General features: G+C 64.2%; 13 protein-coding genes. 8 read left to right on the top strand and 5 right to left on the bottom strand.

Annotated features, from left to right (window positions below; all coding sequences use genetic code 11):
- Positions 1-150: 150 nt before the first annotated feature.
- The 4 genes from WGH93_RS12175 (at position 151) to WGH93_RS12190 (ending at position 6,027) form a co-directional block, all read left to right on the top strand.
- Entirely contained in the window at positions 151-807 is a 657-nt protein-coding gene (locus WGH93_RS12175; RefSeq protein WP_374765169.1) for a protein-L-isoaspartate O-methyltransferase family protein, read from the top strand.
- Positions 808-935: 128 nt separating this feature from the next.
- Positions 936-2,375 carry a TolC family outer membrane protein gene (locus tag WGH93_RS12180; protein ID WP_374765170.1) on the top strand — a complete coding sequence of 480 codons (1,440 nt, stop codon included), beginning with the start codon at positions 936-938 and terminating at the stop codon, positions 2,373-2,375.
- 188 nt (positions 2,376-2,563) lie between these two features.
- Entirely contained in the window at positions 2,564-3,169 is a 606-nt protein-coding gene (locus tag WGH93_RS12185; RefSeq protein WP_374765171.1) for a DUF2497 domain-containing protein, read from the top strand.
- Positions 3,170-3,363: 194 nt separating this feature from the next.
- Positions 3,364-6,027 carry a valine--tRNA ligase gene (locus tag WGH93_RS12190; protein ID WP_374765172.1) on the top strand — a complete coding sequence of 888 codons (2,664 nt, stop codon included), beginning with the start codon at positions 3,364-3,366 and terminating at the stop codon, positions 6,025-6,027.
- Between the two features lie 425 nt (positions 6,028-6,452).
- Here WGH93_RS12190 and WGH93_RS12195 read toward each other — a convergent pair whose 3' ends face one another.
- Positions 6,453-6,656, bottom strand: coding sequence for a DUF2842 domain-containing protein (locus tag WGH93_RS12195; RefSeq protein WP_374765173.1), 204 nt, complete (start codon positions 6,654-6,656; stop codon positions 6,453-6,455).
- Entirely contained in the window at positions 6,653-7,114 is a 462-nt protein-coding gene (locus WGH93_RS12200) for an NUDIX hydrolase (RefSeq protein WP_374765174.1), read from the bottom strand. The genes WGH93_RS12195 and WGH93_RS12200 overlap by 4 nt, the downstream gene beginning before the upstream one ends.
- A 109-nt stretch (positions 7,115-7,223) precedes the next feature.
- Here WGH93_RS12200 and WGH93_RS12205 point away from each other — a divergent pair, with 109 nt between their 5' ends.
- Positions 7,224-7,958: an SOS response-associated peptidase gene (locus tag WGH93_RS12205; protein ID WP_374765175.1), complete on the top strand. Its 735-nt coding sequence runs from the start codon at positions 7,224-7,226 to the stop codon at positions 7,956-7,958.
- A gap of 40 nt (positions 7,959-7,998) precedes the next feature.
- Positions 7,999-8,811 carry an enoyl-CoA hydratase/isomerase family protein gene (locus tag WGH93_RS12210; RefSeq protein WP_374765176.1) on the top strand — a complete coding sequence of 271 codons (813 nt, stop codon included), beginning with the start codon at positions 7,999-8,001 and terminating at the stop codon, positions 8,809-8,811.
- Here the strand turns inward: WGH93_RS12210 and WGH93_RS12215 are convergent.
- A complete protein-coding gene (locus WGH93_RS12215; RefSeq protein WP_374765177.1) occupies positions 8,799-9,635 on the bottom strand; it encodes a hypothetical protein in 837 nt (278 codons plus the stop codon). The two genes, WGH93_RS12210 and WGH93_RS12215, sit on opposite strands and share 13 nt — an antisense overlap.
- A 183-nt stretch (positions 9,636-9,818) precedes the next feature.
- On the opposite strand from WGH93_RS12215, the gene WGH93_RS12220 reads away from it, so the two are divergent.
- On the top strand, positions 9,819-11,027 hold the full coding sequence (locus WGH93_RS12220; RefSeq protein ID WP_374765178.1) for a CaiB/BaiF CoA transferase family protein: 1,209 nt from the start codon (positions 9,819-9,821) through the stop codon (positions 11,025-11,027).
- 26 nt (positions 11,028-11,053) lie between these two features.
- The gene (locus WGH93_RS12225; RefSeq protein ID WP_374765179.1) at positions 11,054-11,851 is read left to right on the top strand and encodes an SDR family oxidoreductase; all 798 of its coding nucleotides are present in this window, start codon (positions 11,054-11,056) and stop codon (positions 11,849-11,851) included.
- A gap of 40 nt (positions 11,852-11,891) precedes the next feature.
- On the opposite strand, the gene WGH93_RS12230 is transcribed toward WGH93_RS12225, so the two are convergent.
- Complete coding sequence (locus tag WGH93_RS12230; RefSeq protein ID WP_374765180.1) at positions 11,892-12,698, bottom strand: PAS domain-containing protein; 807 nt, start codon at positions 12,696-12,698, stop codon at positions 11,892-11,894.
- Positions 12,699-12,885: 187 nt separating this feature from the next.
- Positions 12,886-13,697: alanine/glycine:cation symporter family protein (locus WGH93_RS12235; protein WP_374765181.1), on the bottom strand; the 812-nt coding region annotated here is incomplete at its 5' end.

The raw sequence follows: 13,697 nt of genomic DNA on the forward strand, positions 1-13,697 counted from the left end.
CGCTCGGAAAGCCCCGTGTCTTTGCGCTGTCCGCCTGAATGGGGGCGGAATAAGGCATTGTGTCGGCGGGCTCGTCTCTTTATAACCGGGGCAGTCATGCCAGGGGGCTGGCAGTGGAGTTTTGACCTGAATTCAGAATGAGGAATAGCGGTGAGCGATTTTGCTCTGGCACGCCAGCATATGATCGACGGGCAATTGAAGCCCAGTGAAGTGGTGGACTCGGCCCTTCTCGACGCGATGGCCGAGATTCCGCGGGAATTGTTCGTACCCAAGGCCCGGCGCAGCGTTGCCTATGTGGATGAGGATCTGTCGCTCGGTGACGGGCGCTATCTGATGGAACCGATGGTGTTTGCCCGGCTGGTGCAGGCGGCGCGCATTCGCCCGGATGAGGCGGTGCTGGATATCGGCTGCACCACCGGTTATTCCACCGCCGTGCTGGCCCGCCTAGCCGATGCCGTGGTTGCGGTGGAGGAAGACGCGGCACTGGTGAAAAAGGCGGAAGCCGCTCTGGCGAAGCTGGAGATCGTCAACGCCGCCGTGGTGGAAGGCGCGTTGAGAGATGGCGTGCCCGGCCAGGGGCCGTATGACGTGATCTTTCTGGGCGGTGCCGTCAGTTCAGTGCCGGACAGCCTGGTTCGGCAGTTGAAAGAAGGTGGCCGGTTGGTCACGGTGCTGATGGATGGTGGCGTGGGCCGTGCCTATATGGTCACCTTGCAGAATGGCGTGGCTGGCGGACGGGAACTGTTCGACGCCAATGTGCCCATGCTGCCCGGTTTCGAGGCGGAAAAGAAGTTCGTATTCGAATAATGCCGGTGCGTGCCTTCATGGCGCGCACGGGCCGGAGATCGTGACGCTGCAAACAAGAACAATCGCGGCGCGCGTAAAAGGGGCCAAGACCCCGACCACATGACGCGAGGATAAAAGGAGACCAAAGGATGAAACGACAGCTTGTCTCATTGCTGGCAATCGCCGTCGCATGGGGGGGCGGGGAGCCGGTTTCAGCGGAAACCCTGCGCGAAGCCATGGCGGCGGCCTATCTTTCCAACCCCACGCTCGAAGCGGAGCGTGCCGCGCTCAGGGCCACCGACGAACAGGTGGAACAGGCCCGCGCCGGCTTCCTGCCCAATGTGAATGCGCAGGCGTCCGTTTCCCGCGCGGAACGGGTTGATAATACGGTCAATCCGGGGGACACGGTCAATCTGGGCGGCGGTTTTACCGGCGTGGTGGATGATGACAACAATATCACGTTGCCGGATGGATCGGTGGTCAGCGCCAATTCGGTTGTCTCCACCAACGAATTCTATCAGGCCCAGCTTACGCAGAATATCTTCAACGGCTTTCAGGATCAAAACGCCACCAACGCCGCCAAAAGCCAGGTTTACGCCGGGCGTGCCCAGTTGCGGCAGGTGGAGCAGACCACGCTGAGCGATACCGTGACCGCCTATATGGATGTGGTGCGGGACGAGGCGGTGGTGCGCCTGAATGAAAACAATGTTCGGGTGCTGGAACGTCAGCTTCAGGCCAGCCGGGATCGCTTTGCCGTGGGGGAAGTGACCCGCACGGATGTGGCCCAGTCCGAAGCCCGGCTTGAAGGTGCGCGGGCCCAGCTTCTCAATGCGGAAGCCCAGTTGGCTGCCAGCCGTGCCGCTTATGAGCGCGTGGTGGGGCGCCCCGCCGGTACGCTGGAAACACCGGATGAGATGCCGTCTCTGCCCGCTTCGCTGGAAAGCGCGATCGAGACCGCCGTGAGCAATGCGCCGCGCATCGCCCAGGCGCGTGAGAGTGAAGAGTCCGCCCGCTATGACGTGAAGCAGGCGGAAGGCGCCCTGCTGCCGTCGCTGGATGTGAACGCAAGCTGGCAGCGCCAGAAGGGGACATCCACCTTTGTCAGCGGCCTGGACGTGACCAACCGTCAGGTGGGTTTGCAATTGTCCATCCCGCTGTATCAGGGCGGGGCGCGCTATGCGGATATTCGCCGCCTGAAGGAAGTGCGCAGCCAGCGTATGCTGCAAATCCGGGAGGCCGAGCGCCTTGTGCGGGAACGGGTGCTGGCGGCCTGGGACAATTACCGCGCCGCCAAGGGGCGCATCAATGCGACGGAGGCCCAGGTGCGAGCCGGTGAAGTGGCGCTTGACGGTGTACGTCAGGAAGCCGCCGTGGGCTCGCGCACCACGCTGGATGTGCTGGATCAGGAGCAGGAACTTCTGAACGCCCGTGTGGAACTGGTGACCGCCCAGCGGGACGAGATGGTGGCCGCTTATAATCTGATGGCCGCGGTGGGTAAATTGACGGCTTCGGACCTTGGCCTCAATGTGCAGGGCTATGACCCGAACGAGCATTATGAGGACTCCAGTTGGAGCCTGATCGGTTGGTAAGGCCCTGAAATTCGGGAGTTATGGGGCCGGTGGGGCGGTTAGGTTCGCACCGGCCCTTTCTTTGTCTTGACGCGGGAAGAATTTGTCCATCTACTGGTAACTGCCTTTGACTCCTGATGAATTATTGACACTGGAGTCGCCGCGGGGTACCAGTCTTTACTGGGGGTAACGGGATTTCGGGCGAATAAATGAGCGATAGCGCATCGGAAGAAGAACCGACAATGGAGGAAATCCTGGCGTCTATTCGCCGGATTATCTCTGATGAGTCGGAAGAGGACGGCGCCGAGGAGCCGGCGGACGCCGCGTCAAAGGATGACGGCGCCGTTGCTGATTCCGAGGCGGAGCCAGAGCCCGAACCGGAGCCTGAACCGGAGCCGGAGCCGGAGCCCGAACCAGCGCCTGAACCCGAACCGGAGCCGGAACCGGAACCGGCACCCGAACCGGAGCCAGAGCCCGAACCGGAGCCTGAACCCGAACCGGAGCCGGAACCTGAGCCAAAGCCCGAACCAGAGCCCGAACCGGAAGAAGATGTGCTGGAACTGACCGAAGTGGCGGAACTGGATGAGGACGACCGCATCGTCTCCCGCCCGGTGGAAAGCCGCACGGCGGAGAGTTTCGCCCATCTGTCCCAGCTTATGGTGGCGGGCTATGATGGCTCCGAAAAGACTTTGGAGGGACTGGTGCGCGCCATGCTCAAGCCCATGATGCAGTCTTGGCTGGATGAAAACCTTCCCGAAATCGTGGAGGAAGCGGTGGAGCGCGAAGTGGCCCGCATCGCCCGGCGCACCAAATAGAATTTTCCTTTCTTCTGCTTAACTTTCCGGGCGCCCGTCTGGCCCTTTCCGGGCATCCGCCTGGCGGGTTTTCCTTTGGGGGCTTTTCTTCCCCCCCCTGATTGTGCATTGTGCGCGCGATTTCCCTGACCCTGACGGTGTGAGGCGGTGGCGACGATCCGCCCGCCGCCCCGGCCAAAGCGGATGAGTGACCTATGATGGAAAAGACCTATACCCCCGCCGCCATTGAAGAAAAATGGTACACGCACTGGGAGGAAAGCGGCGCCTTCAAGGGCAATACGCGGCCCGATGCCGAGCCCTATGCCATCATGATGCCACCGCCCAATGTGACCGGCAGCCTGCATATGGGGCACGCGCTGGACAATACGCTTCAGGATGTGCTCGCCCGGTTCGAGCGCCTGCGCGGGAAGGATGTGCTCTGGCAGCCCGGCACCGACCATGCGGGCATTGCTACTCAGATGGTGGTGGAGCGCAAGCTGGACGCGGAAGGCATTGACCGCCGCGATCTGGGCCGGGAGGCGTTTCTTGAAAAGGTGTGGGAGTGGAAGCAGGAATCCGGCGGCACCATCACCCGCCAGCTTCGCCGCCTTGGGGCAAGTTGCGACTGGGCGCGGGAAGCCTTCACCATGGATGCGTCGCGCCAAAAGGCGGTGCTGAAGAAATTCGTACAGCTTTACAAGAAGGGCCTGATCTACCGGGACAAGCGGCTGGTGAACTGGGACCCGAAACTGCGCACGGCCATTTCCGACCTGGAGGTGGAGCAAAAGGAAGTGGACGGTCATTTCTGGCATTTCCGCTATCCCATCGCCGATGCCAGCGGGGAGGAAACGGATCAGGTCATCCATGTGGCCACCACCCGGCCCGAAACCATGCTGGGCGATACCGGCGTGGCGGTACACCCGGATGACGAGCGATACCGGCACCTGGTGGGGTCGAAGGTTCGCCTGCCGCTGGTGGGCCGCCTTATTCCCATTGTGGCGGACGAGTGGGCGGACCCGGAGCAGGGCTCCGGCGCGGTCAAGATCACGCCCGCGCATGATTTCAACGACTATGAAGTGGGCCGTCGCCAGAATCTGGACATGATCAATATTCTGGATGACCGCGCCGCGCTGAACGATGCCGTGCCCGCCGCCTATCAGGGGCTGGACCGCTTCGAGGCCCGCAAAAAGGTGGTGGCGGATCTGGAAGCCGGTGGTTATCTGGAAAAAGTGGAGCCGCATAAGCACATGGTCCCTTATGGGGACCGGGGCGGCGTGGTGATCGAACCCTGGCTCACCGATCAGTGGTATGTGGATGCAAAAACCCTGGCCGGGCCCGCCATCAAGGCGGTGGAAACCGGGCGCACCCGTTTCATTCCCGCCAACTGGACCAAAACCTATTATGAATGGATGCGCAATATCCAGCCCTGGTGCGTATCGCGCCAGCTTTGGTGGGGGCATCGCATTCCCGCTTGGTATGCCGAGGATGGCACAGTCTTTGTCGAGGAAAGCGAAACAGCCGCCCATGCCGCGGCGGAAGCCCATTATGGCAAGGCGGTGGAGCTGACGCAGGACCCGGACGTGCTGGACACGTGGTTCTCAAGCGCCATGTGGCCCTTTTCCACGCTGGGCTGGCCGGAGCAGACCGAGGAACTGGACCGCTTTTATCCCGGCGCCACGCTGGTGACGGGGTTCGACATCATCTTTTTCTGGGTGGCGCGGATGATGATGTCCGGCCTGGAATTCATGGACGATGTGCCGTTTCACAATGTTTATGTGCACGCGCTGGTGCGTGATGCCAGTGGCCAGAAAATGTCCAAGTCCAAGGGCAATGTGATCGACCCGCTGGATTTCATCGAGAAATACGGCGCCGACGCGCTGCGCTTCACCCTGGCCGCCATGGAGGCGCAGGGCCGGGATATCAAGCTGGATGAAAAGCGGGTGGAAGGCTATCGCAACTTCGGCACCAAGCTGTGGAATGCGGCGCGTTTCTGCGAAATGAACGGCATTGGCGGCGCTGGTGACCAGACCGCGCCGGATGCCCGCATGGCCATCAATCGCTGGATCATCGGCGAGGTGGCCGCCGCCACGGATAAGGTGACCACGGCGCTGGAAAACTTCCGTTTCAATGATGCGGCGGCGGCGATCTACCAGTTCAGTTGGGGCACCTTCTGCGATTGGTATGTGGAGCTGATCAAACCCATATTGTTCGGCGACAATGAAGCCGAGCAGGCCGAGACCCGCGCCGTTGCGGGCTGGGTGCTGGACCAGATTCTGATTCTGCTGCACCCCTTCATGCCGTTCCTGAGCGAGGAATTGTGGCACGCCACCGCCGAAGTGACCGGCATCACACGGGAAAGCGACCTTGTGCGCGCCCACTGGCCTGAGGCCAGCGAGGCAGACCGCGACGCCGTGGACGAGGTGAACTGGGTGATCCGCTTCGTTTCCGAAATACGCTCCGTGCGCGCGGAAATGAATGTACCGGCGGGCGCCAAGGCAACCGCGCTGGTCACCGATGCCAATGAAGCCACCGCCCGTCGGCTGGCGGACTGGCAGAACATGATCTGCAAGCTGGCCCGGCTGGAAAAGGCGGAAGCGGTACAGACAGCCGACAGCACCGGCGCCGCGCAGGTGGTGGTGGATGAAGCCACGGTCTTTTTGCCCCTTGCGGACTTGATGGATCTGGACGCGGAAAAGGCGCGGCTTGAGAAAGGCATCGCCAAGCTGGACAAGGAAATCGGTGGCCTGAAAGGGCGGCTGGGCAATGAGAAATTCATCGCCAAGGCGCCGGATCATGTGGTGGCGGATGCGCGGGAACAACTGGCCGATCTGGAAGCGCAAAAAGGCAAGATGACCGCCGCGCTCGGCCGTCTGAGCTAGGGTAGGGCGCTGTCATCCCACTCGCGCGGTCCTATCCAACGGGCGCGACCGCGCCCCGCCGCCTATGCGGCGCCCTCGCGGAGCCGGGCGCATAGCGCCAAGGCGTGAGCGGTAACCAAGGCCAGCACTAGCGTTGCCTCTATCGGTGCTGCCCGCGCAAGCCTATCCGACGGGCGCGACCGCACCCCGCCGCAAGCGCGGCGCCCACGCGGAGCCGTAGCGCGTAGCGCTCAGGCGCGAGCGGTAAACAACTTGCGCGACCGCGCCAAGGCGTGAGCGGTAACCAAATCCCGCACCCACGTCGCCTCTACCGCCATCCCGCATTTGCTGGATGAGCGGAGGCCACGACCGTGGCCCGCCGCCCATGCGGCGCCCCCGCGGAGCGCGCGCGATAGCGCGCTTGCGTGAGCGAAACAAAGCCTCCCTCAATCCTTGGCCATCCATTTCATCAGCTTGATGGCGGGAAAGATCCAGACAATGCCGGTGACCAGATAGAACAGTGTCTGCACGGCCAGGTGCCAGTCCACCATGGCGCCGCCAATGGCCGCCACGGTAAAGGCATATATGGCAAGCCCGATAAGAAGTAAGGCCATGCCCAGATAATTGCGCCAGCGGGGTTTTTCGCTCATGTCTGCTCCTCTGGCATGGGGTGGCCGCTCAGTTCGGCGGCACGGGCGATCACGCGGCGGGTTTCGTGCCAGTCGGCCAGCCGGATTGCCTCCGCAAAGGGAATGAACCGCGCTTCAGCGGCATCGTCCCCGGCCTCTGGCGCCCGGTCGTCCACCGGGTGGGCCAGATAATCCAGCAGGGTCAGATGATGGCTGAGCGTGCCTGCGTCATCATGGACCATCAGGTCCAGCACGTCCACCAGCGCGCCCGGCGTTACGGTAAGCCCGGTTTCCTCCCGCACTTCGCGGACAAGGGTTTCCCGCACCGTTTCCCCCCATTCCTGCTTGCCGCCGGGGATGGACCATTCCCCCTGGCGTGGGGGGCGGCCCCGCTTGATCATCAGCACTTGGCGTTCCCGCACCACAAGGGCACCTACGGCGACACGGGGCGGGGCAGTGTCAGGGTCGGGGGCGGACATGCGGCGGACTCTCCTACGATAAAAGGGGTTTCCCGCAGGTGCGGGCGCTGTGTAGGCTCCCTTCTATAGTAGGGCGAAATGCCCCACGACAAGGGAGCCCTTGAAAGACATGTGCGGACGTTTCCTGCTCACCAGCCCGGCGGACAGCATCAGCCACACCTTCGATGTGGCGGCGCCGGGGGCGGTTCCGCCGCGCTATAATCTGGCGCCGGGACAGCCGGTTCTGGTGGTGCGTGGCGATGAGCCCACCGGCCCTGTTACCACGGGCGCACGGCATCTGGTGGCGATGCAATGGGGGCTGGTGCCGGAATGGTCGAAAAAGCGGCCCGTCAGTCCGCCGATCAATGCACGCATGGAAACCGCGTCGGAAAAACCCAGTTTCCGGGCGCCCATGAAGCGGCGACGCTGCCTGGTGCCGTTCAATGGCTGGTATGAATGGGTGGTGCGGGACGGCGTGAAAAGGCCGCATCTGATCCATCTGGCGCAGAACGAGGGGGACGAGGCAAACAGCCTGCCGCTGGGCGCGTTTGCCGGGATATGGTCTGTCTGGCACGGGCCGGATGGCGGTGACTGGCTGGAAAGCGTGGCGATCCTGACCGGCCCGGCGCGCGGGCCGCTGGGCCGTCTGCATCATCGCCGCCCCCTGGTGGTGGGCACGGACCAGTACGGCGCCTGGCTTGCCCCCCATGACCCGCTGCCAAAGGGCTTTCTGGCCGACTTCCCTTTTGTGGCGGAACAGGCGTTTCGCTGGCGGGCGGTGAGCCGCCGCGTCAACAGCCCGCGTCATGATGATGCCGCCTGCCTTGCCGCGCCGGAAAAAGCGGCTCAGGGAAGCCTGTTCTGATCGCACATTTACCACCCCGCGCAAGAAGGAGCGCCCCGACATGCCCGATGCCGATAACACCCTTTTCGATCCCGCCGCCCCCATATATGGCCTGATCGAAGGCGCGGTGGGGCATCTGGTGTTGAACCGGGTGGACCGGCGCAATGCCATGACGCAGGCCATGTGGGCGCGGGTGCCGCCCATCATGGCGCGCCTGACGGGGGAGACGGATGTGCGCCTGCTGGTGATCCGCTCGGCGGACCCCGCGGTTTTTTCCGCCGGTGCCGATATCGCCGAATTGCAGGCCCTGCGTGATGACCGCGCCCGCCGGGAAGCCAGTTTTCACGCCATTCAGGCCGCTCAGCGGGCGGTGCGATCCGCCAACAAGCCGGTGCTGGCGGTAATCGGCGGGCCTTGTGTGGGCGCCGGATGCGGGCTGGCCCTGTCGGCGGATATCAGGCTGGCACACCGGGATGCCCGGCTTGGCATCACCCCCGCGCGGCTGGGGCTGGTCTATCCGATGGAGGATGTGGCACGGCTGGCTGCGCTGGTCGGCCCGGCGCGGGCGGCGGACCTGTTGTACACCGGGCGGCTGGTGGCGGCGGACGATGGCCGCGAAATGGGATTGGTGGACTGGGTGGCGGGCGGCGCGCTGGCCCCCGCCATGGCGGAGCGGATAGCCACCCTGACCGCCGGGTCACTGTACAGTCAGATGGCCACCAAGCGGATGCTGCGCCGGGTGGAAGCGGGCGCCCGGCAGGACGATCCTGAGACCATGCGCTGGTTTCTGGATGCCTTTGACGGCGAGGATGCCACTGAGGGCATCAGCGCCTTTCTGGACAAGCGCGCGCCATCCTTTCCTTACCGGTCCTGATCGTTTGCACCGGGCGGGGGCGCGGGCGTATCCACGGGAACAAGGTCGATGACCGCACCGGTCTGCAGGGCGCGGGCCAGGAAGAACAGGGTCGGCCCCAGCACCATGGTCACAAGGTTGGCCACGGCGCCCGGCAGCAGGGCCACCACCACATTGCCAAGGATCAGATTGACCCCGAAGGCCAGTGCGAACAGCAGGCCGAGGGCGCCGGTCATGGCCTTGCCGTTTTCCTTGGTTTCGGCCCAGGCGGTGAAAATGGTGGTGGTCCGGTCCAGTGCCTCCAGCGCGATGGCGTAATGGGCCATGCTGTGGGCCAGCAGAAACAGAACGATGAGAATCAGCGCCACCAGCAGGTCCAGCAATACCGCCGCCGGGCCGATCAGGCTGGACAGCAGGCCGCCCACGCTGACCAGCAGAAGCGCGAACACCAGCAGAATGCCGGTGGCCGCCAGAAGGTGCACAAAAGCCTTCACCCCTTTCAGGGCGAGCCGGGGTAATCCCCCCTCCAGCGGCGCGCGGCCCGCCACCAGCCGGACCCAGGGCACCAGCCCCACCGCGCTCACCAGCATGGAGCCCAGCGCCGAAATCACCAGCATCCCCATGCCCGCTTCCAGCGCGCTGAGCGCGGCCTGATTGGCGGCATCCGTCGTTTCCGCGCCGCTTACTTTTTCGCTGATGGTCTGCAATACGCGCGTGGCGGGCGTAAGCACGATGGCCGAAACCAGGCCGACCAGCAGGCCGAGCAGGATGAAGGAGGTGGGGTTGGCACGCGCCTGTAAAAAGGCGGTGCGCATCAGGGAAAAGCTGGTAGCGGGTGCTGTCACGGGGGCCTGCCTGGGTTTGAACGGTTCTGATGGAGAAGGGGGTGGCTGTCTGGATGATTGCCTACCCGGCCCCGGCTCTGCCAATGTTGCCATAACCGGGCGGGGCCGAGCGTGGCCTCAAGCCCCGACGAATGCAAGCCCCAACCATCGGGCGGGGCGTATGCGACGTATATGGGGGTATCTATGGCAGGTCCGCTGAAGGGCTTGAAAGTGCTGGACTTGTCCCGCGTTCTTGCGGGGCCGTTTGCGGGTCAGATTCTGGCGGATCTGGGCGCCGACGTGATCAAGGTGGAGCGCCCCGGCCAGGGGGACGACACGCGCGGCTGGGGGCCGCCCTTTCTCAGGGATGCATCGGGCATCGAGACGGCGGATGCCGCCTATTTTCTTGCCGCCAATCGGGGCAAACGCTCGCTGACGCTGGATTTGAAGCATCCTGAAGGCCAGCGTATCGCGCGCGATCTGGCGACGGGCAGCGATATCGTACTGGAAAATTTCAAGCGCGGCGGCCTGGCGCCTTACGGCCTGGATTATGACAGCCTGAAGGAGAGTAATCCGGGTTTGATATATTGCTCCATCACGGGCTTTGGCCACACCGGCCCCCTGGCCGACCGGGCGGGATATGACTTCATCATCCAGGCCATGGCGGGACTGATGGCGATTACCGGCGACCCGGCGACCGGGCCGCAAAAGGTGGGCGTGGCCATATCCGATCTGGTGACCGGCCTGTATGCGGCGATCGGCGTGCTGGCGGCTCTGGCGGAGCGGCAGAAAAGCGGGCGGGGCCAGCATATCGACCTTGCCCTGATGGACTGTACCTTGTCGGTTCTGGCCAATCAGGCCACCAACTGGCTGGCGGGCGGGGTGGAACCGGGTCTGTCCGGCAACGCCCATCCCAATATCGTGCCCTATCAGGTGTTCGAGACAGTGGATGCCCCGCTTGTGCTGGCCTGTGGCAACGATGCCCAGTTCCGCCGCTTCGCCGAGATGACGGGGGACAGGGCCCTGATGGACACGCCCGCCTGGCGCACCAATCGCGGCCGGGTACAGGATCGGGAGCGCCTGTGCGCCCAGATCGCCCGCGTGATGGCGGCGCGGACCCAGGCGGACTGGCTGGCCGCGCTGGATGCGGTGGGCGTGCCCGCCGGGCCGATCAATCCGGTAAGCACGGCACTGAACCAGCCCCAGGCCCGTGCGCGTGACATGGTGGTCTCCACCCTTCATGATGCGGCGGGGCCGCTGGATCAGGTGGCGAGCCCCTTGCGCTTTTCACGCAGCACCGTGTGCGCGGATCGCCCGCCGCCCGTTCTGGGCGCCCATAGCGAGGCGGTGCTGCGGGAAGCGGGGGTGAGCGCGGATGCGATTGCGGAACTCAGGGAAAAGGGCGTGCTATAGGCGCGCCGAGGTCAGGGAGAAAGATCATGTTCGAGAACAAAACTGTCTGGATCACCGGCGCATCCAGCGGCATCGGGGCTGCTTTGGCCCGGCACCTGGCGAAAAGGGGCGCCCGCCTGATCCTGTCGGCGCGGCGCAAGGACAGCTTGCAAGCGGTGGCGGAGCAGGTGGACGAGGCCGCCGGGGTGCCGGGCACCGCCTTTGTGCTGCCGCTGGATGTGACGGATGAAGCGGCCATGGACACCAGAGTGGCGGAGGCAAAGGCTTTTGCGGGCCGGATCGACATGCTGTTCAACAATGCCGGGATCAGCCAGCGATCGACCGTGCTGGAGACGGACATGGCCACCTATCGCACCCTGTTCGAAGTGGATGTGCTGGGCCAGATCGCGCTGACCAAGGCGGTGCTGCCGGTCATGCTGGCGCAGGGCGGCGGCCATGTGGCGGTGACAAGCTCCGTGGCGGGCAAGATCGGGGCGCCGAAACGATCGGGCTATTGTGCCGCAAAGCACGCGGTGATGGGCTTTTTCGATGCGCTGCGGGCGGAAATGGACGGGCAGGGCATCAAGGTGACCACCATCACCCCCGGCTTCATCCGCACGCCGATTTCTGAAAACGCCCTGAAGGGGGACGGCACGAAATTCGGCGAAACGGACAGCAATATCGCCGGCGGGATGGACGTGGACGACTGCGCGCGGGCCATTGTGCGCGGCATGGAAAAGGGCAGGCCGGAAATTCCGGTGGGCAAGGGCAAGGAAATGCACGCGCTCTGGCTCAAGCGTTTCTTCCCGCGCCTGGTATTTCGCATGGCGGGAAAGCTGGGTTAGGCGCGGGCCGTATGCGGTTTGAGGCGCCCGTTACGGGCCTTCAGGCATCGAACCAGCGCAGGCCCGTGCCCCCCTTTCGGCGGGGATGGTCCGGCTGACCGTCCGGCGACGTGGCGCGCGCGCCGGATGCCCGGCCAGTCGCGGATGTGGGGCTGTCCTGCTCGCCGCCGCGACCGGGCGCCGTGGGCAAAAAGCGTTCCCACCAGCGGCGCTGAGGGGGTGAAGAGCGCGGTTGCCGGGCCGATTCCTCAGGCGTCAGGAACGATATTTCGGGCACGCCATTGCCCAGATCCAGAAACTGCACACTGTCAAGCCGCGCATGGTCCAGCGCGAGCTGGTCCATCAGCCGGTTGCCGGTATCGCGGGAGAGGAATTCCGAGCAGCCGATCAGATAGCGCACCCGGCCAAGGCGATCGGTCAGCGGCAGGAACAGGGACTGTACCCGCACGCCCTTGCGGCCCGGTGTGGGGCGATCCTCGCTCAGGCAGGCGCCCGCCGGGTGGGTGAACAGGGCATCATAAAAGCGGGCGGCATTTTCCTGCATGGGCGGGGGGATCAGGTCAAAGGCATTGATGCCCGCCACCGGATGATGCCAGCTTCCGGCAAAGCCGGTGCCCATCAGGCCGCAGCTTATGTCCAGCCGGTCGCGGCGTTCCATCAGGGTCAGCCGGGTCAGGCTGGGGGTGAGCGCGCGGGGGTTCACCGCCAGACGGGGCGGGGCAAATACGCCCTCCATGCGGGGCAGGGCTTTCCAGTAGATCAGCAACGCCCTCAGACCGCCGGTCAGCCCTGTTTCCAGTGCCGCATCCGTTGCCGCGCGCCTGTCCTGCTCGATCCGCTCACCCATCGGCCCCTCCCATCTTTCTGCGGTGGCCTTGGGACAAGGATGACCGTCGCCCGCGGTGGATTCAAGACGGTCCATGAGGCGGTGCCGACGCCGCGGCCCAACATGCTGTGGCGGTTGATGTTCCACCCCCGGCATGGGCGATCACGATTTTTCCGCCATGGCCTGTGCAGTGCGACAGTGCGGTGCATCACCCCGCCGACTCGACTCGCGGTTTTTTTGTCTCGCAGATTTCGCCGTTCTTGATCCTGCCAAGATAGGACGCAAGGTCATCGCGCAGCTCGGACGCCATGAAATAGATGCCGATGATGTTGGGTATTGCCATCATGAAGAACAGGCTGTCCATCAGGGTATAGACTTCCTGAACGCTCAGCACCGCGCCGGGGATCAGGGCCACGCAGAAGATCACCTTGAAGGTGTTCATGGAACGGTTGCTCTCACCGAATATGAAGCCCCACACCTTGCCCGAATAATAGCCCCAACTGATGATGGTGGAAAAGGCGAACATCAGCACGGCGATCGCCAGGATATAGGGGAACCAGTCAATGACGGAGCCAAAGGCGGCGGATGTCATCTGCACGTCATCAAGCTTGGCGCCGCTGGGGTCCGTCATGGTGTAGGCACCGGTGATGACGATGACCAGCGCGGTCATGGTGCAAACCACCACCGTATCAATGAAGGGTTCCATCAGGGCCACCATGCCTTCGCTCACCGGCTCTTTGGTTTTGGCGGCGGCATGGGCCATGGTGGCGGAGCCGAGCCCCGCTTCGGTGGAATAGACCGCCCGGCGCATACCGATCACGATCACGCCGATAATGCCGCCCTGCACCGCATCCGGGTTGAAGGCGCCGTGGAAAATGGCGGCAATGGCGGCGGGCACCTGGGGCAGGTGGGCCAGAATGATGGCCAGCGCCGTGCCCACATAAATAAAGGCCATCAGCGGCACCAGCCGCGCCGTGACCCGCGCGATGGACCGGATGCCGCCAATGATGACAATGGCCA

The sequence above is a fragment of the Yunchengibacter salinarum genome (genome assembly GCF_037658235.1).
In the GTDB taxonomy this organism is placed as follows: domain Bacteria; phylum Pseudomonadota; class Alphaproteobacteria; order Sphingomonadales; family Kordiimonadaceae; genus Yunchengibacter; species Yunchengibacter salinarum.

Coding starts and splice junctions, on each gene's coding strand:
- WGH93_RS12225 (WP_374765179.1), top strand. CDS start 11,054: ATGTTCGAGAACAAAACTGTCTGGATCACCGGCGCATCCAGCGGCATC.
- WGH93_RS12200 (WP_374765174.1), bottom strand. CDS start 7,114: ATGTCCGCCCCCGACCCTGACACTGCCCCGCCCCGTGTCGCCGTAGGT.
- WGH93_RS12205 (WP_374765175.1), top strand. CDS start 7,224: ATGTGCGGACGTTTCCTGCTCACCAGCCCGGCGGACAGCATCAGCCAC.
- WGH93_RS12190 (WP_374765172.1), top strand. CDS start 3,364: ATGATGGAAAAGACCTATACCCCCGCCGCCATTGAAGAAAAATGGTAC.
- WGH93_RS12230 (WP_374765180.1), bottom strand. CDS start 12,698: ATGGGTGAGCGGATCGAGCAGGACAGGCGCGCGGCAACGGATGCGGCA.
- WGH93_RS12220 (WP_374765178.1), top strand. CDS start 9,819: ATGGCAGGTCCGCTGAAGGGCTTGAAAGTGCTGGACTTGTCCCGCGTT.
- WGH93_RS12210 (WP_374765176.1), top strand. CDS start 7,999: ATGCCCGATGCCGATAACACCCTTTTCGATCCCGCCGCCCCCATATAT.
- WGH93_RS12180 (WP_374765170.1), top strand. CDS start 936: ATGAAACGACAGCTTGTCTCATTGCTGGCAATCGCCGTCGCATGGGGG.
- WGH93_RS12185 (WP_374765171.1), top strand. CDS start 2,564: ATGAGCGATAGCGCATCGGAAGAAGAACCGACAATGGAGGAAATCCTG.
- WGH93_RS12195 (WP_374765173.1), bottom strand. CDS start 6,656: ATGAGCGAAAAACCCCGCTGGCGCAATTATCTGGGCATGGCCTTACTT.